The sequence below is a fragment of the Psychrobacter sp. 28M-43 genome, from assembly GCF_014770435.1.
Classification (GTDB): domain Bacteria; phylum Pseudomonadota; class Gammaproteobacteria; order Pseudomonadales; family Moraxellaceae; genus Psychrobacter.
The window spans coordinates 3,002,854-3,026,442 of the sequence record NZ_CP061739.1; the positions used below are offsets into that span (position 1 = coordinate 3,002,854).

The window sequence follows — 23,589 nt, forward strand, 5'->3', positions numbered from 1 at the left end:
GCTTGGTTACTTATATTGCTTGGTTACTTATATAGTGCATGTCTTCTTCGATACCTTATCATTTTTGGCATCTTCATTACCTGCAGTAAGAGACAGACTATCATGAGTGACATTCCTAGCCAGCCGATAGGAGAGAATGTTTCACCGATTATAATGATTGCCAATATAGTGGCCACGATAGGTTCTAGTAAAGTGATAAGCGTCGCTTTGCTCGCCTCAATCACTCTCAACGCTTGACCAAAAAGTAAATAACCAAAGAACATCGGTGCAATTGCCAGATATAGGACAACGCTTATATGTTTTGCATCTAAAAACAGGTTTTCCCCTGTTAATAATAATGATGGCAACAATAAGATTGCCGACAGACCAAACATGCTGGCCATCGCTGATTTCGAGTTTACCCCGTTCTCTATCATTTGACGTGCTGACCACGAATATGTGGCATAGGTCAATCCTGCAACTAACCCTAACAACACGCCTAATATTTGATTATTTGCTTGTGCATTTATATCTAAATATTGGGTTTTCCCTAAAGTCAGCAAAATAACGCCAACCACACCAAATATAAAACTTACCACCCATCGACTAGTGACTTTTTTATTGCTAATCAGACGCTCCATGATAACAGTGAAAAATGGCGCACTGGCAATTGAGATCACTGTACCAATAGCGACACCTGCCAATCTCATAGAGGAATAAAAAGCTAAAGGATAGATAGCAACGCATAGGCTACCGATGAATAAGAGACTGGGTTTAGAAATTAGTTTCTGTCTATCGCTTAATAAATTATTCTTAGCATTCAATACTAGCAATACACCGCCTACCCCCATCGAAAACGCACCAACGGCTAATGGACTAACGTCAGGTATAAAAGCAGAGGCTGTACCTGTCGTTCCCCAAAGGACACTGGCAGCTATCACACATAAAATAGCACTTAGACTAGATTTATTCTGCAGCATAGTAGCCACCTCTAACGTTATAATGAATAACATTATTATAGAGAGTTACAGAATATAATTTTTGCAGATTAGACGGTTTGCATGTCTGGTTAGACGTGTTTTAATTTGGAAGGAGCAATACCGAAATATTTAGAAAAGCGGCGGCTAAAAGCGCTAACATCCGTATAACCAACCAGTTCGGCTATGATAGCGATAGGTGAATCAGTATGTAATAATAAAGCTTGCGCCTTTTGCATTCTGATCTTTGTGATGTACTCAGTGACGGTTTGGCTTGTTTGCGATTTAAAGTTCTTTTTAAACTGTGTAGCACTGAGACAAGAGATATCCGCCAACACTTCGACAGAAAGGTTTTTAGCAAAATTGTGGTGAATATATGCGACGACTGCTCTAATTCGAGCGTCATATTGCACAAATAGATTTTGTTGTTCTAGGAGTTTATAAAAGGTATCAAACATTAATCTCTCTACTTCAGGATTGATTTGATACCTTAACTGACTCTCTGAAAACTCCAAAAATGCCAACAATGGCGAATTTATAGAAAAGACAACTTGTGATGAATGAAGCACATTTTCTGGCAACAGATCTGTATCCACAACGATAAACTTTGCATTCTCTTCAGCGCTAAAGTAGTGCTTTTCATTTGTCTTAACCACAACATATTCGCTTGGGATAACTTTTCCAATATAACTCCCAACTTCGATATTTATTGCCCCTCGCAAAGGCAAAACAATCTGATGAAAGTCATGAGAATGCCCTCTAGTTTGACGAGTATATGACCTAATTGAGAGCGTGTTAATCATTCAGCATTTTCCACATTGCTACTATTGTGTCGTGTCTTGGCTCACTATTTGGTTAGCTATTTGGCTTACTATTAAAGGTCACTAGGTTTACCATGTGGAGCCAGCCATTTAGCAAACCATCCAGATAAATCATCCATTAAGGTATAGACGACAGGAATAACAACCAAGCTCAATAGTGTAGAGGTTACCAGACCCCCCAATACCGCTGCTGCCATCGGTCGCCTAAAAGTAGGATCTGCATCGCCCCAACCAAATACTAGAGGCAGCATACCTGCACCCATCGCAATGGTTGTCATGATAATAGGCCGTGCACGCTTGCGACATGCATCTACGATAGCCTCAAAACGCGCCAGCCCTCGGCGCTGGGCAATCAACGCGTAATCAACCAATAGGATTGAGTTTTTGGTCGCAATACCCATGAGCATAATAAAACCAATCATCGAAGGCATCGATAAGCTGCTATTGGTAATAACCAAGCCGACAAACGCCCCACCAATCGACAGAGGTAACGCCATCAGAATGGTAAAAGGCTGCAACAAACGACCAAAAAGTAGAATCAGCACGCCTAAAATACAAACCACACCGACGGACATCGCAATGATAAAGCCACTAAAAAGGTCTGCCATGTTTTCGGCTTGGCCTTGATCAATGATGGTAATCGAAGGCGGCAGTTGCTGCATGGTCGGCACTGCTTTGACCGCTTGTACCAAATCGCCAAGCTCACCACTCGCAGGTTGTACTGTAATACTAATGGCACGCTCTCGATCCAGTCTGCTAATCTGCGCAGGCCCAGTGCCAAAGTCTAGCGTAGCAACCTCACCGACGCGCACGCCTTGACCGGCAGGCATGGTAGTCGGCACGTACAAACCTTCTAGCTGACTAACATTTTGCTTAGCCACATCAGGTAAACGTACCACGATTGGTACTTGACGCGTATCAAGATTGAGCTTGGACAATTGCTGCTCGTAGTCGCCCACCGTAGCCACACGTAGAGTCGTAGCGATATCTTGCGTGGTCACCCCTTTATCCGCCATTGCCAATCTATCTGGCGTTACCGTTAGCTCTTGGCGTGGTAAACTGCGATCACTGGTCACAGCGCCTGCACTTGGCAGACCTCGAATCTCAGACATGATTTTTTGTGCAGTTTGTTCAAGCAGTTGCGGATTGGTACTAGTCAATGAAAAATTATAGCCGCTCTCACCACCACTCGATAGCCCGACTGTAAACCGTGCTCCTGGCACTTCTGTCATTAGCTTACTAATTTTGCGCTCTATCTCTTGCTTGGTGCCTCGTTCTGCACGCGGAGCAAGCACGATATCGAGGCCCGCGATGTTTTCAGCCTTACCGCCACCACCATCTGACGCACCCATCGACGCCTGCGCCTCTCCCACTGAGGTAAAGATATTGGTCACCTCAGGCATGGCCAAAATGCGATCACTTGCTAGCGCCGCCACGCGCTCAGTATCTGCCAACGATACATCAGGCGTCAGCTCAATAGCCACTCGAGTTTGATCGATATCATTATCAGGGATAAATGACGTCGGTAGCAGCTTAACTAGAGCTAGCGATGCTACAAATAAAACAAGGGTTGCACCCATGGTTAGCCAACGATGATGTAGAGTCCAAGACACAATCTTAAGATAGTACTTCATCATCGCGCTTTGTTTTTCGACGTGCTTTTTCTCAGGCCGTAATATATAAGCTGCCATCATAGGGGTAATCAGGCGCGCTACCATCAGCGAGGCAAAAATTGATAAGGCAGCCGTCCAACCAAACTGACGGAAAAACTGTCCAACGATACCGCCCATAAAGGCCGTTGGTAAAAATACTGCAATCAAAGTAAAAGTTGTGGCGACAACGGCCAGACCAATTTCATCAGCGGCTTCCATCGCCGCTTCATAAGGCGTCTTACCCATGCGTAGATGGCGTATGATGTTTTCTACTTCAACGATTGCATCATCGACCAGCACCCCAATAACCAATGACAATGCCAGTAGTGAGATGATATTAAGACTAAAGCCAAACAGATACATACCCAAAAAGGTTGGAATCACTGATAACGGCAAAGCGACCGCGGCAACGATAGTCGCGCGTATATTGCGCAAAAACAGGAAGACTACCACTACAGCCAACAGTCCACCTTCGATGAGCATTCTTAACGAGGCTTCATAGTCTTCTGCAATGGGTGTGGCTCGGTCATAGACTTTCTCAATACTGATATTACCGACATCCGCTGTCAGCTTGGCAAGCTCCTCATCAACCAGCTCCATCACATCGACCTCACTGGCACCGCGCGATCGAGTTACGTTAAATGCCACCACGGTTTGACCGTCTAGCTTAGCAATAGAGCTTGGATCTGCTGCGCCATCAGTGATTTCTGCCATACGACCTAAAGCTTGTGTGCCCCCCGTAGGGACAGCCACTTGCAAATCGTTTAGCTCATTTGCTCGTTCAACGGCACCGAGAACACGGATGGTCTGAGTCGTATTGCCAACTTCCGCCTCCCCGCCAGAGCTGTCTTGCTGGATACCAGCGATTTGCTGCGATAATTGCGAAATAGAAAACTTTAGACCACTTAACGCAATTGGGTCGGCAGCAACCGTAATTTCACGCTGCAACCCGCCAACACGGCTCACGGTACTTACGCCTGGTATGTCAGATAGCCGTTTAGTAACGGTATCATCAACAAACCACGATAGATCCTCCACACTCATATTTTCAGCAGCGACAGAATACGTAACCACTGGAAACCCAGCAGTAGATACTTTGGTAATGATAGGGTCGTTAGCCGCAGCTGGTAGATCACCACGTACTTCGCCGACTGCTGACCGCACATCGTCTACCGCTTCTTGAATGTCTTTTTCTAAGGTAAATTCAGTGGCAATGGTCGCCGCACCCGTCTGTAGCGTGGTACGAATATGGCTCACGCCTTCGATACTGGTCAGTTTGTTTTCAATTTTTTTGGCGATATCGTTTTCAAGCTGTGAAGGCGCAGCACCGGGTAGCGTGACCGTGACCACTACAGCTGGCAAATCTATATCCGGAAACTGCTGGACTTTCATTTTCATGAAACCGTAAATGCCGCCCAACGTCAGCAGTACAAACAGCAAGATAGCAACGAGCGGGTTCTTTATCGAATAAGCGGAGACGTTTAAGCTCATGGCTGTGCCTGCACTGGCTTACTGGTTTGAGTTACACCATCAACAACACGCACTAGGTCACCATCATTTAAGAAGCTGCCACCCTGCTTTACGATACGGCTGTCACTTGGCAAAGGCTCTAGCACTGCTACACTCTCGCCCAATCGCTCACCCAATGTCACTCGCTGCTGCTTGATACGTCCCATCGATCGATCATCTCGAGTAGTCGACTCGGTAACGAGCATCACATAATCATAACCATCATTACTGACCACTGCGCTATTAGGAATCGTTTGCGTACTGGTACTTCCTAATAGGAATTCGCCTGTTTGATACATGCCTGCACGTATCTTTGAGTTGCTAGCTAGGCTAGCATAAATCGTAATTTGGCGGTTATTGTCTGCGGTTGGTGCGATGCGGTTTACTTGCCCCATCACTGTATCACCACCCGGTAGATTGACTTGTACAGGCGTACCGACGTTTATATCACCGACAAGCTTAGGATCTATATCTGCTCGCCACTCCAAAACGCCGCCTTTGATAATTGTAAATAGTGGATCCCCGCCTGCCACCTGCCCGACTTCTACCATTTTTTCACTGATAATACCGCTGATAGGAGCGACGACTTTTGCGTTCTCTAACGTCAAACGCTGATTGCTCAAACGGGCTTTAGACGCTTGCAAAGAAGCTCTGGCACGGACTTCCGAGGTACGGTAGCGATCGGCTTCTTGTTTGCTAATGGCATCGATATCGATCAATGGCAACACACGTGCAGCATCAGCGCTGGCATTGGCAAGGGTAGCTTCCGCTTCTGCGACATCTGCTTGCGCCTGTAGCACTTGCTGCTCCATAGCATCAGTATCGAACACGGCTAAGACTTGACCCGCTCTGACGCGGTCGCCTTCTTCGACCAAAATACGCTCGATAGCCACACCATTGACTTTTGCACTGATGTTCGCAGTATCCTTAGCATTGATGGTTCCATCTGCACTGAGCGTGCTGCCGATATCATCTTGGCTTGGACTGACTGTTTCTACTGAGAGTACCGATTGCTCAATACTGGCATCGCTACCAGTTGCCTGATCGTTTGCGACAGAATTAGAAGTTGCTGACTCATCTGTAGGTGCATTACTATCATTGCCCCAATACTTGCCAAGCAGCACCCCTATCACTAGTACGGCTGCCAATACGGGCCACAACCATATTGGTGGTTTTGCAGATGGTCTTTGAAGTGAAGTGTCAGTTTGACGATATGGCGGCAACTCAGATTCAGCTGCCGGCTTAGAATGGGTTTCTTCAAAATCGCTCATGATAACTCTCTGTAGGTACAGTCAATATTGAAATACTCGATATGGAATGACTAAAAATATCAATCAGTCACAGCAATAATAAAAAGTGGCACGCAATCGAAGCAATGTTTGGACAGCCTGATATATGGCTATGAGCGTTACTTACAGCGAGTATTACGATGTTCTCTAAAGCACTGTTTATTATTATAATAGTTCATCAAATTATCGAGAATAGCATATATTTGGTCATCATCTTATTTTTATATATAGTGTCTAGCGTTCATAAATTTAATTGAAACTTAGACCGAATATATATGCAGTATTAAAGGCATATTGACCAATTTAAGGCAATAAGATCGCGTATAGCCAGTCGCTGAATATCTGATGTATTCAACGACTGACTATGGATGGAGTGTTGTCTATAAAGAATTTTAACGTTGCGGCCATGCTGTTTGATTATATCCAGAGCTAGGTTCAATGACGCAATGAACCTATTTGCCAATACCGGTACTACACACTAAGCACTAAGCACTAAGCACTAAGCACTAAGCATTGGTATAGCGACTTGCCTCAGGCATCCAGCGATGAATCAATTGACTGACATCTGCTTTTCGCGCAGGGTCTGCTATCAAATGCTTCGCTAACCGCTGAGCAATAGCGAATAATTGCTCATCACGGATCAGATCAGCCAGATAGTAGCCAACGTTACCTGTTTGACGTTTGCCTAACAGCTCTCCTGGCCCACGTAGCTCTAAGTCTTTTTGAGCAATGACGAAGCCATCAGTACTATCTCGTAGGACATTTAGTCGCTCTGTGCCAGTCTCCGATAGCGGCTTTTGATATAACAGTACACAGAAGCTTTTGGTCGAGCCACGTCCGACTCGCCCGCGTAGCTGATGCAATTGGGATAATCCCAAACGCTCCGCATTTTCGATAACCATCAATGACGCATTGGGCACATCGACCCCTACCTCGATGACAGTCGTCGCAATCAGCAAGTCCAAATTACCTGCTTTGAACTCCTGCATAATGGCTTGCTTATCAGCAGACTTCATTTTGCCATGCACTAGTCCAATACGAATATCTAGACGTTCATTTAAATCCTCATAAGTAGCTTCAGCTGCCTGCGCATCCAATACGCTAGAGGCCTCTACCAGTGAGCATACCCAATACGCTTGCCTGCCCGCTTCGCAATTAATCGCAATACGTTCTATGACTTCATCGCGTCGATTGCGATCGATAGTTACCGTCGTAATTGGGGTACGCCCCGGTGGCAATTCATCAATGATTGAGGTATCCATATCGCCATAAACGCTCATCGCTAAGGTTCTTGGAATCGGTGTTGCAGTCATGATTAGCTGGTGCGGGGTGCTATTAGCAACGCCTTTATTGGTCAATGCCATGCGCTGCTCAACACCGAATCGATGTTGCTCATCAATAATAACCAAACCTAACTTAGCGAACTGAACTTGCTCCTGAAACAATGCATGAGTACCGACCACCACTTGCACGGTGTTTTCTGCAACCGCTTCCAATGCTTCACGGCGCTGTTTGGCCGTTTGCTTACCGGCAAGCCAACCGACACCAATACCTAATGGCTCAAACCATTGTTTAAAATTCAGTAGATGCTGCTCTGCCAAAATCTCAGTCGGTGCCATTACCGCGACCTGCCAGCCACTATCGAGCGCATAACCTGCCGCCCCTGCTGCCACCAACGTCTTACCAGCACCCACATCTCCCTGTACCAGTCGTAGCATCGGAATTGAGGTCGCCATATCCGCAGTGATGTCTTTCATAACTCTTTTCTGCGCACCCGTTAAATCAAAAGGCAATGCGGAAAATAGCTTGTCAGCAAGAGGACTGTTGGTAGTGCATTTAGGCGCTTTATGCTGATGTAACTGCTGGCGACGATATAGCAAACTGAGCTGATGCGCAGTCAACTCTTCAATAATCAAGCGCTGGCAGGCGGCATGCGTACGGGCACTGAGTTGAGTGAATAGTTTGTATTGCTGAGACGCACTGGTATAAGTAGGCGGCGTATGCAGCAGTACCAATGCTTCAAATATCGTTAAATTATAGACATTATGCTGAGCAATACTGGCAGCGACGTTATGTATATCATTATCTGCCTGATAGGTAGAAGGGTTGGGTTTATATACGCTATTGCCAATCGCATTATCAGGCACGCTGCGTGCTAACGTTGAGAAAATATCTTCGGTATATTCGGCCTCTGATACTGTTGATTTAGATGGCTCAAAAGGCACTAATGGCAAATCGGATACAACTGCAAAGTCTTCAGCTGTAAACAATGTCATTGGCAGACCTTGGCTTCGAACCGTTTGCAATGCCAGCTTAATTAAAGTGCGCAGCTTGTTTTGATGTAAGCCTTTGACAGTAGGATAAATAGGCTGCAATCCCGTATCGGTCATGACTGTATTGTCAGTGATAACTTGATATTCAGGATGATGTATCTGCTTACCGTAACGGCTGACTTTAACCTCACCAAACAGCTGTAAGCGTGTTCCCAAATTCATAGTCTGTACCAGACCACGATAGACCTTAAAAAACCGCAACGATATCGTACCCGTATCATCGTCCACCGTCACAGTCATCCCACTACGCTTGGTATCAACATGGACGATGTGACCAGTAATTAGCGCTGATTGTCCATGTTCTACATCTGCGATTGATACCAGTCGACTGCGATCCTCATAATCACGGGGCAAATGTAGTAGCAAATCGAATATCCGCTTGATATTCAATTGCGCCAACTGCTCTGCGACTTTTACCCCTACACCTGCTAGCGCAGACACTGGCATATCTAGTGCTGACAGCGGTATATCAGATCTAAAGTGATCTAATGAGTTGGCTGAGGCATGACTCTCCGATATTGGCATTAAAGATCCTAACAATATTATTTTTAATTTTTGTATGCTAAATCAAACATTTTTAGTAGGCTGCACATGATGACTTGTACCACAGAATAGCGATAACGATAGTACGTATAAAAAATTCGACTCATTTCATTATAGCTGACAATACAATTGCTTATGCTAGGCTATTTAGTAAAATAGCATCTATACAGTCCATCTACTATAGATAAACCGCTTCTTCTCATCATATCAATAACTGATGTCTTATTTTTTGAATTCTGGCAATTTCGTAAGGTGTTTTTCTATGCTTATTTCTATTTTGCCTCGTCAGTTTCGTCACAATCTGATTCGTCATAATTTAAAACTACTGAGGTTGAGCTTAATACCAATTCTCGGTTTTTATATTAGTGCGTGTAGCATCTTGCCATCGACTACTCCCGCCACACCAGAGCCTGTTATTAAGGTCCCTACTGTCGCACTGGTGTTGGGTGGTGGCGGTGCGAAAGGGTTTGCCCATGTGGGCGTCATTAAAGCACTAGAAGAAAACGGTATCAAACCAACATTGGTAGTCGGGACGAGTGTGGGTAGCTTGATTGGCAGCTTATACGCCAGTGGTTACACGCCTGCACAGCTTGAGCAATTGGCATTGACCACTACTGATAGCCAGCTCACAGACTTTACCTTGTCCAATCAAGGTTTCATCGAAGGTATTAAGTTAAAAAACTTTATTAATAACAAAGTGAATGCGCGTGCCATAGAGGATTTCCCCATTGCTTTTGCGGCAATCGCAGCAGAAAAACACACTCTGAAGAAAACAGTCTTTACCACTGGCGATGCTGGGCTTGCCGTGCAAGCGTCCTGTAGCGTGCCTAATATTTTTATTGCCCCGCGCATTCCTGAAAAGGTCGGTAAAAAATATATCGACGGCGGTGTGGTCAGTTTAGTACCCGTAGATAGCGCCTATGACTTAGGTGCTGATATTGTCATTGCTGTAGATGTGACGGGAGTTCAAGGCAGTGATAGTACTAATAATCTAATACCGACTATGAACTCATTGAGTGACTTTTGGGGCTTTCTAGAAACCAATATTCTAGCTACCAACCTGACTGCTAATCGCTCCGCATCAAACCAGAGCGAACGAGATCGAGCAGATATTGTTATTACTCCCAATGTCAGTCGTAACAGTTCGATAGATACGAAGCAGCGGCGTAGTCTAATACAAGCAGGTGCTCAAGCTACAACGCCACAAATCAATGCAATTAAACAACTTATCCAAGAGAAATCTAGTAGCAAATATGCCACGCTGTAGCTCAGTATTTTTACTTACTTATCAGTAAAATTATCAAACGCCCTAACACATCATAAAAAAAAGCACCGCAGCTATAAACTGTGGTGCTTTTTTATTGGTAGCTTTCAGTACTAAATGGATAGTTTTCGGTGCTAATTGTATCAATGCTAGCTAAATTCTAATCCAAAAATTCAGGACTATTTGACGCGCGCGCGGTATTTTACAGCGACGGTATCATTTAGACCTACGCCTTCTAGGTCCCAACGTACCGCTTTATAGTATTTAAGCGCAACGTCTTGTAGTTGATTATCTACCTTGGTACGTAATGGCATACGAGCAAAGTTATTGCCATCTACACTGCCGTACGGGAATTCAGGAGCAACCGTTTTTAGTAGTTCTACCTGCTCTGGGATACTCATCGTAACGGTCATTTTACGGACGCGATCTGCATTGGTATTGGTAAAGTACCCCTGATACTCCAATACATTACCTGACTGCAAACGAGTATTGGTATCTACAGGGACAAGCACTTCTTGACCGTTGGCATCAACACTGACCAATGACGCTGTGATTCTGCTGTTAACGGCCTGAGCACTTGAGTTGCTGCTCTTATTGGCACTTGTCTGAATAGCCATTGAGCTATCAACCGCTTGCTCTGGTGTTGGCAGCATCGCTGAAGCTTGTGTGACTACCATTGCACCGATGAGCGTACCGGCAACAACGTGAAATAAGCGGTGGCCGCTCCAAGCACTGAACGGGCTAGCAAACTGGTTACTTTTTTTCATGATTTTCATTATCCCTGGTTGATATATCGGTAAAACACAGATGGTGCAACTTAAGTTATTTTTATAATTTGTTCAACAGATAAAAAGCATTACGATGTATATAAGATATCGCTGTGAAATAGTTCATACAATCTATCAAACACATGAACTCATTTATCTAACCTGATTATCTTCGCTCAGCATCTGTAAAGCAATAGCGCTTAGCATAACAAAAAGCATTTGTACGTACATTAACCCAGTGTTTAGGTTGTGTATATCAGCGATTGGCAATCAGAATGCTTGAATACAGCTGAAATAAAAGATAGCTCATAACCGCGTTTTTTGCTATGGTAAATCTTTAGCGTTAGGCATTTTTTTGCTGCGCCCCTTTTCTTATTCTAACGACTACTGCTCCCATTATGACTACTAGCTCCATGCCCCAGATCAACCCTGAATACGTCCATTGGTTCCGTAACTCTGCACCCTACATTAATACCCATCGCGGCAAAACTTTCGTGATCATGTTTGGTGGTGAAGCGGTCAATCATGCGAACTTCAGCACACTTATTCATGATTTTGCCTTGTTGCATAGCTTGGGTATCAAGCTAGTACTGGTACACGGGGCACGACCTCAAATCGAAAAGAACTTAAAAGACGCTAATATTGAATCGCCGCTACATCAAGACATCCGTATTACGCCACGTGCAGCGATGCCATCTATCTTACAAGCCGTTGGTGCTATTCGTTTACAGATTGAAGCTCAGCTATCAATGGGGCTAGCCAACTCTCCGATGTATGGTTCGCGTATTGATGCGATATCGGGTAATTTCGTGACAGCTCGCCCATACGGTATCCGTGAAGGTATTGATTACCAAATGACGGGTGAAGTGCGTTCTATTGATGTAGAAGCCATCAAAAACAACCTACTTCACGACCATATCGTTGTACTAGGCTCGATGGGCTACTCTGCGACTGGCGAAGTATTTAACTTATTAGCGGAAGATGTTGCTCTAAGCGCTGCCGTAGCACTTGGCGCTGATAAGCTTATATTCTTAGGTGAAGAAGCGGGTATCAACGACGACGATCGTTTATTACGTGAAATGATTCCTAATGAAGTTGATCGCTTCTTACGTGATCGTGATCTAAATTGTGAAATCAATTATTTCTTAAACTGTGCAAGCTTGGCCTGTCGTCAAGGTGTCCATCGCACGCATATTATTTCGTATGCCAAAAACGGCGCATTACTAGAAGAGCTATTCACACGTGATGGTTCTGGTACGCTGATTAGCCACGACCCTTATGAAGAAATTCGCCGTGCCAATATCGATGATGTGGTTGGTCTTATTGAGCTACTGTCACCTCTAGAAGAGCAAGGTATCTTGGTCAGCCGCTCACGTGAGCGCTTGGAGCAAGAGATTGATAACTATAGTGTGATTGAGCGTGATGGTATGATTTTGGGCTGTGCAGCATTGCATACGCTAGATTCAGAGTCAGCGGAAGTTGCCTGTGTTGCCGTACGTCCTGAATATCGTAGTGGTAGCCGCGGCGCAGATTTGTTAGCGTTTCTAGAGCAGCAAGCGCGCAGTCATGGTTTGTACAAGCTGTTTGTTTTGACCACTCGTACCGCGCATTGGTTCGTTGAGCAAGGCTTCGCTGAAGTTGAAGCCAGTGCTTTACCTGAAGCACGTTTAGAGAAGTACCATAACGGCCGCAACTCTAAAGTCTTTCAAAAGAATCTATAGTTTATCGCCAACTTGATATCGGCTTTATAAGATCGATATCAGTCTGAGGTAAAATATTAATCGTAAAAAAGCCTTCATATAATTATGAAGGCTTTTTTTAAGTTAAGTACCTAAACAATATTTGCTTTAGATACTTATTTTACTTTTAATAGCTCAACAGTAAAGATAAGCGTGCTGTTAGGCTCGATACCAGCGTTACCCGCTTCGCCATAAGCGATGTCTGATGGGATATAGAACTCGTATTTTCCGCCTTCTTTCATCAGCTGTAGACCTTCAGTCCAGCCAGCGATTACTTGGTTTAGTGGGAACTCAATTGGCTCACCGCGCTCATAAGAGCTATCAAATACTGTACCATCAAGCAATTTACCTTCGTAGTTTACTTCAACCACGTCAGTTGCTTTTGGTGATTTACCAGTACCTGCTTTGATAACTTTATACTGTAGACCAGACTCTGTTTGCTTCACGCCTTCTTTTTTAGCGTTTTCTGCTAAGAATGCAGTACCAGCGGCTTTATTTTCTGTCGCTTTGGTTTCCATGTCTTTAACAAACTGCTCTTCTTGTTCTTTTTGATAGTCCATCAATACTTGTTGCATTTGCTCTTGGGTCAATGCTGATTCATTGCCTTCGTAGCCATCACGGAAGCCTTTTTCAAAAGTATTTAGGTCTAGATCTTTGACAGCGTCTTTATTGCCTTCTGCCATCATGAAACCTAAGCTATAACCTACTTTTTCACTAGCTGAGCTTTGTTCAGTAATGGAAACGCTTTGAGCGGCTGTTTCTTGATTGCCATTGTTGGTGCTACAGCCTGTTACTAACAACATAGCGCTAGCAAGTGCACTAACGCCTAAAGTAGTGATTTTTTTCATAAAGTACTCTCTAATTGTAAGAATAGTGGCGAGATGTCACATTCCTCTATAATAACAAATCTTAGTTTTGGGAACCACGCTTTGCACGAAATTATCGGGTCAATGTATAGTCTATGTTAATATCTTCTATCATAATAACAAGTTATCACACAAATATAGTAACAGGTAAAGCTTTCTGTCTTTAAATCCATCAATACATCAGCTAAGCTGAATTAGTTAAGGAGATAAGTAACCGAGCGTTAATTTTTATCAAAAATAAGCAGATATCGATAGCGAAGTCACTGTAATATAAATAAGAGATACTGCTGATAATAGTTTATGCTCAAAAACGATAATATCTCTATATAACTGATTCTAAAAATACTATTTATGACAACCATCTGTATGTCTTGCTCACTAATCGCTGTATGAACATTGTTTTTGGCGAGTTATATAAGATGCTTCAAGGAGGATAAGATGAACCCAATGTATACATCTTTTAACGGCTATCTCGGTGGACCTATCGGTTCCATCATTGGTGCTATTTTGATATTCGTTATTGGTTGGCTAGTAGCCCTTGGTATCGCAGCACTGGTACGCGGCGTACTCTCTAAAGTTAATCTCAATCAGCGTATGAACTCTTCAACTGGTAAGACCTACGACCTTGAAGGTATCATCTCCAAAATTGTTTTCTGGTTTATTTTCATCATTGCTATCTCAGGTGCACTTAGCCAATTAAACTTAAACTCTATCTCAGCACCATTCGCAAATATGGTTAATCAAGTATTGGCATTTATCCCTAATCTTATCGGCGCTATCGCACTTGGTGTGATTGGTTGGGTCGTGGCTACTGTTGCACGCACAGCGATCAACGCTGCACTCGCAAAAACCTCTATGGATGAGCGTTTAAGTGCACAAGCTGGTGTAAAACCAATGAGCAGTACGATTGCTGATATGGTTTACTGGTTCATCTTATTGGTTGTGTTGACCATGGTACTTGGTCAATTAGAGCTTGATGGTTTGTTTGCACCACTGACTAATATGGTCGACAAAATCTTTAGCTTCATCCCTAATATCTTGATTGCTGGTGTGGTCTTCGTCGTTGGTTATATCATTGCCAAAGTCGTACGCGGCATCGTAACCAACCTTGTTTCTACTTTTAATGTACAAGAATTGGCGTCAAAAGCAGGTTTAAGTGAGCAAAACAGCTTACCTAACATTGCAGGTTCATTAGCATTTCTTGTGGTTATCATTCCAACCATTATTGCTGCTTTAAACGCATTGAAAATCGAAGTAATTGCTCGCCCTGCGACCAATATGCTTAACAAAATCATGGAAGCATTGCCAAACATCTTTATGGCAGTCGCTATCCTAGTAGTAACTTTCTATGTTGTACGTATGGTTGCCAACATCATTAAAGGTTTGATCGAGAACACTCAAATCAATCAATTGCCTGCGAAAGTTGGTCTACAAGAAACCATGGGTGATAAGAAAATCTCTGACCTAGTTGGTTATGCGATTATCTTCTTCGCTATGCTATTTGCCGCTATCGCAGCTGCTGACTTGTTAGGTTTCGAGCCTATCTCAGCTATTATTACGATGTTTATCGCATTCGGTGCAAACATCATCCTAGGCGCAATTATCCTATTTATCGGATTCTGGCTTGCCAATATCATTGCAGGTGTGGTTGAACGTTCTGAGCAAGGTTCACAATTCCTAGCAAACATCGTACGTGTATTAATCATGGGCCTAGTATTAGCAATGGGTCTAAAAGCGATGGGTATTGCCGATTCAATCGTTAACTTAGCATTTGGTCTAACACTAGGTGCGGTAGCCGTTGCCTTTGCTCTATCATTTGGTCTTGGTGGTCAAGAAGCTGCAGCTCGCTTCCTACGTAAAATGCAGGACAAGATGGACCATGAACGTACTGAAGCGAAAGCAAAATCTGCGCTACAGCCAAGTTCATCAACTCAAGAAAAGGTTGCTGATTCAGTTCGTGAAAACACGCCATCTGCTGCTAGTACACCTACCACTGATTTACGTACCGATGTAGTTGATACACCACGTGTTGATACTAATGACATCTACAACAGTGATGACGTACTTCCTGGTAGCGGTCTCAATGACGATATCAATAAATAAGTATTTTTGATTGTTTAATTTAGATACGAAAAAGACAGCCTAGGCTGTCTTTTTTTATGTCAGTAAATATATTAATAAATCCATGGTTCTTCTTATTAATAAACGGGTAGAAAGCTAACTACGTCTATCTACTGCTTATCTTTTCGCGCTGGAATTGTTAAGCTCATCTGTACTTGAGGCAATTTTTCTTTTTGCGCCTTCACAGGTTTACTATCTTCTACGCTACTAGCAGGTGTCGTACTTTTCTTATCTAATTCTTGTTGTTTTAGTTTCTGCATTTGCTTAGTAAGTTGGCGCTCCCTTTGAGTCATTGCATCAACTGGCTGAATCCACAAATCAATATCGAAAAAATTCTCATTATTCTCAGTGATAAAGTCGATACCAAGCACAACTACATGATGTAGTTCAATAATTGGCAAACGTGTGGCAATGTCCTGTGCAATCTTTGCTAGCTTTGGTTGGACAGCGGCTTTGCTATTAGGACCCTTTGACTCCTGACCATAAAAAACCAGCACATAATGACGGCCCAAACTTTCATAAGAATGTTGATGTACGACGTAGCCATCTTTTTGCAGTGCTGCGCTTTGTTTAGGGTGTCTATATAGCGTACGAATAAGCTCGTGACGTGAAAACAAAGACTCATCTAGTAGTTGTTGTTGCCAGTGAGCTAGCGGTGTTTCTGTCTGTTCGTCATTATTAGTTACGTGCTTTTTACCATACGTATCTATCATCTGCATACTTAGCTGAGACCATATCGTGGCCGCTTGTATCATATGCTGATGGTACATCTGAGCAGTTGAACTTTGGTTCTTGTAGGCAAGCGTGATGGCGACCAATGCTGAGTTAGGTTCGTCTTGTACTTCATTTTTGATGAGCGCATTATCAACTACAATAGCAGGAGCAAACAGGTCTGGGCTTCGTAAGAAGCGCTCAACCAAAGCGTCTTCCGATTCAAAACTTGGGATATGGTTTACGGCCGATTGCTGCAGCTGCTCCAGATGATAAGCTAAGAAACGCCATAATTCACATGGGGTGCGTACTGCTGCTGCTATCGAATACCAGTCATCCCAGCTAAAGACTTGCAGCTGCTGCATGCTTTCGCTCATGTCGACAACCAAGTCTTCTAAAAAATAACGAACCCCAAAATTGTGTTTAAGTCGTTGTAGAGCACTGTTTAAATTATTTGCACTGTCATTGTTATCATCTTGATTAAGACTGCTACTTCCTCCGACAAGCTGAATGTCAAAAATCATAGCTTCATAACCAGCTAAGGCATTTTCTTCATTTTGAGACGATAATGACTTGTACCATGTAAGTGCTGACTTTACCGCAGTCATACGTACAGCCTTAATATCAACTGATTCTGTATCATAGGGTAGATATAGTGTCAGCTCCAATAGCTGCAGCTTGCCAAGTGGCAACTGATACTGGTAGTGACGAGCGATATACTGAGCATTGTACTCATGTTCAATCGTATGCATACCTGCTAGAGTCACTGCCATAGCATCTGCTTGTAAATAACTGACTAGCTCCGTCGTCAGATAGCCCCAGTCGGGCATAGTAGTAATCGAATGGGACACAAGTTCCAACCTTCTATTATCGTATGATGAATATTGCACATGCCAGCTCGTAATAAAAACATGATTATCGCGTATTACAAATATTTGAATGATGCAAAATTATGCTACATAAGCACTATCAGAGACAGTCGCTTTCAAAGCGATCACTTGTTATGATGATATCAAAGCAGTATTGCTTGCGTGCAAGTTTATGGATGACAAACTGTACTTAGTTGTATTTATCGAAACCGTAGTCATTGAAATGTTAATCATCGAATTTTTAATGACTATTATATAATAATAAGGATTAAACATTATGAAGCGTTTTAAAGAAAAGACCGTCGTTGTAACGGGTGCAGGTTCTGGTATTGGCCGTGCAACTGCCATTCGCTTTGCTGAGGAAGGCGCTAGTGTGGTTCTAGTAGGACGTACGGCAGCAACACTAGAAGAAACTGCCAAAGAGTTGCCGCAAGATCGTACCTGGATTCATACCGATAATTATCTCATTATTACATGCGACATCAGTGTCCAAAGCCAAGTACAAGAGATGGTTGAGCGCGCTATCGACAAATTCGGCAAGATTGATATCTTGGTAAACAATGCTGGCAAAGCAACTCAAGGTAAGATCACAGAATTATCTGCTGATGATTGGCGCTCTGCTATCGATGTGAATCTAAATGGGACTTTTTACGTCTCTCAAGCGGCTATGCCTCACTTAATTGCATCAAAGGGTAATATCGTCAATATCTCATCGCTCTCAGGTGTAGGTGGTGACTGGAACATGGCTGCCTACAATGCCGCTAAAGCGGGTGTGACCAATTTGACCCGCACATTGGCATTGGATCATGGTTCAGATGGTGTTCGCGTCAATGCGGTTAATCCAAGCGTCACCAAAACCGATATGACTACGGCTATCCAAGACAATGAATCTAAGACGGATAAATTCTTAGCTCGCTGTCCGCTTGGACGTTTGGCAACCCCAGAAGATATCGCCGCTGCCATTACCTTCTTAGCAAGTGATGATGCTTCTATGATTACTGGTGTCAATCTACCTGTAGACGGCGGTGTTAGTGCCTCTAACGGCCAACCACAGTTCTAAATTGTTAAGCTGATAGACATCCAAATATTATTCAAAAAAAGCCCCTGATATGATCATATCAGGGGCTTTTTCAACATCAATTATCAGAACTTAGTCGTAGGTGGCTGTTAGCCTGCGTACCCGCAATACAACCAGTTCTGTTGACTTAACTAATTGAACTAATATTTATACTATTTGGCTTATTCAGCTGCATTATTGATGTCTTGTAGTGGCTGCGACAAACGCTCAAGGTGTCTTGGTAGGACCCCTTTATACTGAGAATATATTTTTGGTAAATCCGCTTCGATATCACCCGTAGGATAAACCAGCGACATAAACCGTATTTCTTTAGTATTATAGTCCATCGCTACTGGCAAAATCGGTACACCAGCACCCACCGCTAAATAATAAAAACCTGTCTTCCACGACTCAGTATATTGCCGTGTCCCCTCTGGCGATAACCCCAGAAATAATGGTTCACCAGTTTTGAACTTATCAATACTGGCTTGCAGTACAGAGCCTTTATTACCACGATCGATAGGAATAACCCCTATCCAATTTAATAATTGCGCAAATACAGGCACTTTAAATAGCGTGTGCTTGCCCATAATACTGATTTTGATATCTAATGCAAAAAGACTTGGAATCGCATAAATACCATCCACATTAGAAGTATGTGGTAGAGCAAGCACTACAGCTTGTGAAATATTTGGAATCTCGCCTACCGTACGCCAACCTGACGCCTTTAACAGCGCGGATGCAATAACAGGCGCAAACTTGTTACCACGCTTTGGAACCTTGTCTCCCAAATGCTTTTTGCTAAGTTTTGGGAGTACTTTGGAGCGCGCAGGTTTAGAAACAACAGACTTAGAACGGTTAAAAATCTTCGGTATCATGACAGCACAATATAATGAAAGGTACTGACATAATACCATTAAGCCTTTGTGGCTAGGCTAAATTTTGCGTGCTTTTATTATGTGATAGATTGTTTAACCATAAATATAAGTAATGACCTATTTCGATATTTTGCACACATATTTCTTTAAATTCATTGCTACTTGTTAAGAAATATCGGCCAAATCACCTTTGCTCTCAAGCCACGACTTGCGATCAGAGGCACGCTTCTTAGCCAGTAGCATATCCATCACGCTATTGGTCAGTACCATGTCATCCATATCTAACTGTACTAAGCGGCGTGTATCACGGCTCATCGTCGTCTCACGTAGTTGCTCAGCGCTCATTTCACCAAGTCCTTTAAAACGTGTAATCTGGGCTTTTTTATTACCCGGTACGTTAGCCAAGATATGTGCAAGCTCCGGCTCATCCAATGCATAATGAACTTCTTTACCCACATCCACTCGGTACAATGGCGGCATGGCCACAAATAAATGACCCGCATCCACTAGCGCAGGGAAGTGCTTCACAAACAAAGCGCAGATCAATGTCGCAATGTGCAGTCCATCAGAGTCAGCATCCGCTAAGATACATATCTTGTCGTAACGCAGCTCGGACAAATCATCAGAGGCAGGATCGACACCGATAGCTATGGCAATATCATGAATCTCTTGACTTGATAACACCGTATCTGATGATACTTCCCATGTATTTAGGATTTTACCGCGCAGAGGTAATATCGCCTGATAATGACGATCTCTTGCTTGCTTAGCACTACCACCTGCAGAGTCACCCTCTACTAAGAATAGCTCGGCACCATCACGCAAATCACCACGGCAGTCTGCCAATTTACCAGGCAATGCTGGTCCCTGAGTAATCTTTTTACGAGCGACTTTTTTGGCAGATTTTAGACGACGACCTGCTTTATTAATCGCCAATTCAGCGATTTGCGTGCCCATTTCCGCATGTTGGTTTAACCATAGGCTAAAGGCATCTTTTGCCAACGTCTGTACAGCGCCCGCCGCTTCGCGACTAGATAAGCGCTCTTTGGTCTGTCCAGAAAACTGTGGCTCAGAGAACTTCAGAGACAGGATATAATTCACCCCATCCCAGACATCTTCTGCGGTTAGCTTCACACTACGTGGTAGCAAATTATGAATATCACAGAACTCACGCAGAGCTTCTAAAATTCCCGTACGTAGACCATTGACGTGCGTACCGCCCTGAGCTGTGGGAATCAGGTTCACATAGCTTTCTTGAATCGGCGTACCACCATCAGGCAACCAAGACAAGGCAAAGGTAATAGCCGCTCGTTCGCCCGCTTTCGCATCGTAATTATAATAAAACGGCGCTTCAGGCAATGTTTCCAAACCATCTAGTTGTTCGCTTAGATACTCGACTACCCCATCCGTAAACTGCCAAACGACTTTTTCATCATTGATATCGTCAGTAAACTCAATCGTCAGTCCAGCGGCCAAAACAGCCTTTGCTTTTAAATTATGCTTGAGCTGTTTTACATTAAGTTTAGGTGTATCAAAAAAACTACCATCCGCCCAAAAATGTACTCTGGTGCCACGTTTGCGTTTGTTTGAGCTGACTGCTTCTGTTAATGGCGTAACTGGTGCACCATTTTCAAACGCCATATCAAACTGTGTGCTATCACGCCATACCGTAACCTCAACGCGAGTTGATAGCGCATTGACAACAGAGATACCTACACCATGCAGACCACCTGACACTTCATAATTAGAAGTCGAAAACTTTCCACCTGCATGCAAGCGGGTCAAAATCAGCTCAATACCAGATTGACCAAACTCAGGGTGAATATCAGTTGGCATACCGCGCCCATCATCTTCGACAGACAACGATCCATCACTATGCAATTGCACCTTGATGGTTTTAGCATAACCAGCTAACGCTTCATCAACTGAGTTATCAATGACCTCTTGCGCCAGATGATTCGGGCGCGTGGTGTCGGTATACATACCCGGACGACGACGGACTGGCTCAAGACCTTCTAAAACTTCTAACGATTGCGCATTATATTGACTCACAAATGCATCCTTAACTGTTCGCGTGCGTTTAATTCTATTAAACCATTATAACGAAAAATAGCGACGTTAACGTTAATACTCCATCGCTTACGTCATATAATGTCGTCTATTTAGGCTTGTACTAAATTCTGTAAGATATTCATCACCATCGGTAGCTGATCATTAAAATCACTGAAGCGATGATCGCCACCCTCTTGCACCGTTACCGATGCGCCATGACTTTGATAAAAATCTCTAGACAGTTCAGAATTTAACAGCTCGTCGCTTTCTTTTAGCAGCACAGCAACTTTATCGGGATAATTTACTGATAACAGCTGATTATCTGCAAACCACTGTAAATCTACAGGCGTAATACTCCAGCCGCCCGCTGTCGTATGCAGAACTTTGCTAGTAGATGACTCATTTAAATTATCTTGACTTGATACTGATTGATTAGAGAAACGCTGTAAAGTGATATGGGGCTGCGTACTAGGATTGAGCAGTAAAACTGGGCAACCTATCTGATTGCTTATCAAAGTAGAAAAATACCCACCTAGCGAGCTACCGATTAATACCGTATTTGATAACTCAGTCTGCTTATCTGCTGATTTTCTATCTGCACTATTATTTAGTGCTTTGATTAAAGACAGTAATTGCTCACACACTTGAGCAGGGGTTTTATTTAAATCAGGACGCAGCACATTAATATCAGGATGATGAAGCTGGCAATATTTTTCTAACAACACCCCTTTAGTCGAGTTGGCATCACTGTCCAATCCATGGATATAAATCAAGTTCACGTATCATCTCACTTATTAATTTTGTTATGATTATCTTATAAAGGCTATCAAAGCTAAGCATAGCACCCGCTAGACGGAAATAATAACAATAAAATGGCACACTATTAGTCAGTATTTGCGACATAATAATGTTGTACAGTGATTTTATGCAGGTCAAAGGAATGACGGTAGTCATTATGGAGGAGTCATGAATCAACAGTTTGAGCTGTTCGAGATTGCCAATCCATGTATTGGTCTTTGTCAAAGCAATAAGAAGGGTTATTGCTTTGGTTGCCTACGTAGTCGAACTGAGCGCCAGCTATGGCATGACATGACGACAGAGCAGCAACGCGAGGTGCTAAGGCTTATCGCAGGACGTAAGCTGCGTATAGAGCAAATGAGACAGCGTAAGGGCGAGCAGTTAGGATTTGATTTTGAAGAAGACGTTGAGATGGGTGAGTTGTTTTAGGTTAGGCCAAATGTCATATTTAGAAGTCATTATTACGCTCATTATAATCAACCTCTGCTGCGTTTATAAGTTCTTCCAATGAAGATACGTGCCAAACCTTGCCTAGGTCTGATTCCGCATTAACTCGACCAGAGTATATACCTAGAAATTCCCAAGTAGTATTACTAGACAGACTAGCACTGATACGTTTATCTTTTATTGATCGATGACCTGATGTCCTGAATGCAATGACAGGAGAACCAGACTGACCCTGTCTAGTCCTACAGTCAATTAAAAAAACAGGATTACTTTTTGTAATCAAACCAAGTTCCTGCGCTAAAAACCCAGTTGCCCAAATAGGCAGCTTTCCAGTTGTTGACATTCCAAAAGGAAAGCCTATTACACTTAAGGTTTCTGCTGGACTTACCACCATACCAACTCGATCTAAATCTAATTTGAGGTAATATGGCAATTTAAGTACATCACTGCCCCAGTTCAAATTCAAAGCTACGATATCAGCCTTTTCACCTAACTCCGGATGTTCGATCCAAAATGGAGTTTCATCTTCCCTGTATAATGGAAGCTTAACTTTGATCCAGTTGCCTACGTCATCTCCTGAACGGTGAAAATAAATAACAATATTATTAGGAACGCCTAGAGTTGCACTTAAGCATTTACCTGTTTCTTGATGCCTGCCAGTCACATTATGACGATTAGTGACCAAAGCACAATGAGACTCTCTAGTATTTGAAATAAGAGTCGCTGTACCAGTACTTAATAACTGATCATTGAAGTACATTTCTATGAATAATGACTTTAGCGATGGTAACTCAACATCTAAAGGATAGTTACCTTCCACCGCTTGTTTAGATTCCATTTTAAACACCTACAATGTTAATGATTATTGGTTTGAATACTCATCAAGCGTCAAATATAGTCTAGATTTAATTTTACTC

Annotated in this window: 17 protein-coding genes; 5 read left to right on the forward strand and 12 right to left on the reverse strand. The window is 43.1% G+C overall.

The annotated features are described in order from the left end of the window. Positions 1-23: 23 nt before the first annotated feature. From IEE84_RS12605 to recG, 5 genes are all read right to left on the reverse strand, one after another. The gene (locus IEE84_RS12605; RefSeq protein ID WP_191114397.1) at positions 24-959 is read right to left on the reverse strand and encodes a DMT family transporter; all 936 of its coding nucleotides are present in this window, start codon (positions 957-959) and stop codon (positions 24-26) included. 89 nt (positions 960-1,048) lie between these two features. Beyond that, entirely contained in the window at positions 1,049-1,759 is a 711-nt protein-coding gene (locus tag IEE84_RS12610; RefSeq protein ID WP_191114398.1) for an AraC family transcriptional regulator, read from the reverse strand. Positions 1,760-1,830: 71 nt separating this feature from the next. Then, positions 1,831-4,920 (reverse strand): efflux RND transporter permease subunit, encoded by a 3,090-nt coding sequence (locus tag IEE84_RS12615; RefSeq protein WP_191114399.1) that lies wholly within the window; start codon positions 4,918-4,920, stop codon positions 1,831-1,833. Continuing rightward, positions 4,917-6,209: an efflux RND transporter periplasmic adaptor subunit gene (locus IEE84_RS12620; RefSeq protein WP_191114400.1), complete on the reverse strand. Its 1,293-nt coding sequence runs from the start codon at positions 6,207-6,209 to the stop codon at positions 4,917-4,919. Before IEE84_RS12620 ends, IEE84_RS12615 begins: the two co-directional genes overlap by 4 nt. Positions 6,210-6,733: 524 nt before the next feature. Then, positions 6,734-9,085, reverse strand: coding sequence for an ATP-dependent DNA helicase RecG (gene recG, locus IEE84_RS12625; protein WP_191114401.1), 2,352 nt, complete (start codon positions 9,083-9,085; stop codon positions 6,734-6,736). 280 nt (positions 9,086-9,365) lie between these two features. Between recG and IEE84_RS12630 the strand changes: the two genes are divergently transcribed. After that, positions 9,366-10,370, forward strand: a complete 1,005-nt coding sequence (locus IEE84_RS12630; protein ID WP_191114402.1) for a patatin-like phospholipase family protein — start codon at positions 9,366-9,368, stop codon at positions 10,368-10,370. Positions 10,371-10,546: 176 nt separating this feature from the next. Here IEE84_RS12630 and IEE84_RS12635 read toward each other — a convergent pair whose 3' ends face one another. After that, positions 10,547-11,134 (reverse strand): hypothetical protein, encoded by a 588-nt coding sequence (locus tag IEE84_RS12635; RefSeq protein WP_191114403.1) that lies wholly within the window; start codon positions 11,132-11,134, stop codon positions 10,547-10,549. A gap of 398 nt (positions 11,135-11,532) precedes the next feature. Here IEE84_RS12635 and argA point away from each other — a divergent pair, with 398 nt between their 5' ends. Then, positions 11,533-12,855, forward strand: a complete 1,323-nt coding sequence (gene argA / locus IEE84_RS12640) for an amino-acid N-acetyltransferase (protein WP_057762129.1) — start codon at positions 11,533-11,535, stop codon at positions 12,853-12,855. Positions 12,856-12,989: 134 nt separating this feature from the next. Here the strand turns inward: argA and IEE84_RS12645 are convergent, their stop codons facing one another. Further along, a complete protein-coding gene (locus tag IEE84_RS12645) occupies positions 12,990-13,721 on the reverse strand; it encodes a BamJ family beta-barrel-assembly machinery protein (RefSeq protein ID WP_057762133.1) in 732 nt (243 codons plus the stop codon). A 456-nt stretch (positions 13,722-14,177) separates the two neighbouring features. Here IEE84_RS12645 and IEE84_RS12650 point away from each other — a divergent pair, with 456 nt between their 5' ends. Continuing rightward, positions 14,178-15,842, forward strand: a complete 1,665-nt coding sequence (locus IEE84_RS12650) for a mechanosensitive ion channel (protein WP_057762135.1) — start codon at positions 14,178-14,180, stop codon at positions 15,840-15,842. 128 nt (positions 15,843-15,970) lie between these two features. On the opposite strand, the gene IEE84_RS12655 is transcribed toward IEE84_RS12650, so the two are convergent. Then, positions 15,971-17,422 carry a hypothetical protein gene (locus tag IEE84_RS12655; RefSeq protein ID WP_191114404.1) on the reverse strand — a complete coding sequence of 484 codons (1,452 nt, stop codon included), beginning with the start codon at positions 17,420-17,422 and terminating at the stop codon, positions 15,971-15,973. A gap of 295 nt (positions 17,423-17,717) precedes the next feature. On the opposite strand from IEE84_RS12655, the gene budC reads away from it, so the two are divergent. Beyond that, positions 17,718-18,500, forward strand: a complete 783-nt coding sequence (gene budC / locus IEE84_RS12660; protein WP_057762139.1) for a meso-2,3-butanediol dehydrogenase — start codon at positions 17,718-17,720, stop codon at positions 18,498-18,500. Between the two features lie 179 nt (positions 18,501-18,679). Here budC and IEE84_RS12665 read toward each other — a convergent pair whose 3' ends face one another. The 3 genes from IEE84_RS12665 to IEE84_RS12675 all read right to left on the reverse strand — a co-directional run bounded on the left by IEE84_RS12665 (position 18,680) and on the right by IEE84_RS12675 (position 22,206). Further along, entirely contained in the window at positions 18,680-19,375 is a 696-nt protein-coding gene (locus IEE84_RS12665) for a lysophospholipid acyltransferase family protein (RefSeq protein ID WP_057762140.1), read from the reverse strand. 165 nt (positions 19,376-19,540) lie between these two features. Then, positions 19,541-21,427 (reverse strand): DNA topoisomerase IV subunit B, encoded by a 1,887-nt coding sequence (gene parE, locus IEE84_RS12670; RefSeq protein WP_191114405.1) that lies wholly within the window; start codon positions 21,425-21,427, stop codon positions 19,541-19,543. A gap of 110 nt (positions 21,428-21,537) precedes the next feature. Next, the gene (locus IEE84_RS12675) at positions 21,538-22,206 is read right to left on the reverse strand and encodes a YqiA/YcfP family alpha/beta fold hydrolase (protein ID WP_191114406.1); all 669 of its coding nucleotides are present in this window, start codon (positions 22,204-22,206) and stop codon (positions 21,538-21,540) included. 187 nt (positions 22,207-22,393) lie between these two features. On the opposite strand from IEE84_RS12675, the gene IEE84_RS12680 reads away from it, so the two are divergent. After that, positions 22,394-22,654, forward strand: a complete 261-nt coding sequence (locus tag IEE84_RS12680; RefSeq protein ID WP_191114407.1) for a DUF1289 domain-containing protein — start codon at positions 22,394-22,396, stop codon at positions 22,652-22,654. A gap of 19 nt (positions 22,655-22,673) precedes the next feature. Here IEE84_RS12680 and IEE84_RS12685 read toward each other — a convergent pair whose 3' ends face one another. Beyond that, positions 22,674-23,510 (reverse strand): trypsin-like serine peptidase, encoded by an 837-nt coding sequence (locus IEE84_RS12685; protein WP_191114408.1) that lies wholly within the window; start codon positions 23,508-23,510, stop codon positions 22,674-22,676. Positions 23,511-23,589 lie beyond the last annotated feature (79 nt).

What these genes read in the sequence shown, in the direction of transcription:
- IEE84_RS12605 (WP_191114397.1), bottom strand. Translation starts at nt 959, where the DNA reads ATGCTGCAGAATAAATCTAGTCTAAGTGCTATTTTATGTGTGATAGCT.
- IEE84_RS12610 (WP_191114398.1), bottom strand. Translation starts at nt 1,759, where the DNA reads ATGATTAACACGCTCTCAATTAGGTCATATACTCGTCAAACTAGAGGG.
- IEE84_RS12685 (WP_191114408.1), bottom strand. Translation starts at nt 23,510, where the DNA reads ATGGAATCTAAACAAGCGGTGGAAGGTAACTATCCTTTAGATGTTGAG.
- IEE84_RS12615 (WP_191114399.1), bottom strand. Translation starts at nt 4,920, where the DNA reads ATGAGCTTAAACGTCTCCGCTTATTCGATAAAGAACCCGCTCGTTGCT.
- IEE84_RS12645 (WP_057762133.1), bottom strand. Translation starts at nt 13,721, where the DNA reads ATGAAAAAAATCACTACTTTAGGCGTTAGTGCACTTGCTAGCGCTATG.
- argA (WP_057762129.1), top strand. Translation starts at nt 11,533, where the DNA reads ATGACTACTAGCTCCATGCCCCAGATCAACCCTGAATACGTCCATTGG.
- IEE84_RS12665 (WP_057762140.1), bottom strand. Translation starts at nt 19,375, where the DNA reads ATGATACCGAAGATTTTTAACCGTTCTAAGTCTGTTGTTTCTAAACCT.
- IEE84_RS12620 (WP_191114400.1), bottom strand. Translation starts at nt 6,209, where the DNA reads ATGAGCGATTTTGAAGAAACCCATTCTAAGCCGGCAGCTGAATCTGAG.
- budC (WP_057762139.1), top strand. Translation starts at nt 17,718, where the DNA reads ATGAAGCGTTTTAAAGAAAAGACCGTCGTTGTAACGGGTGCAGGTTCT.
- IEE84_RS12635 (WP_191114403.1), bottom strand. Translation starts at nt 11,134, where the DNA reads ATGAAAAAAAGTAACCAGTTTGCTAGCCCGTTCAGTGCTTGGAGCGGC.
- IEE84_RS12680 (WP_191114407.1), top strand. Translation starts at nt 22,394, where the DNA reads ATGAATCAACAGTTTGAGCTGTTCGAGATTGCCAATCCATGTATTGGT.
- IEE84_RS12650 (WP_057762135.1), top strand. Translation starts at nt 14,178, where the DNA reads ATGAACCCAATGTATACATCTTTTAACGGCTATCTCGGTGGACCTATC.
- recG (WP_191114401.1), bottom strand. Translation starts at nt 9,085, where the DNA reads ATGCCAATATCGGAGAGTCATGCCTCAGCCAACTCATTAGATCACTTT.
- IEE84_RS12630 (WP_191114402.1), top strand. Translation starts at nt 9,366, where the DNA reads ATGCTTATTTCTATTTTGCCTCGTCAGTTTCGTCACAATCTGATTCGT.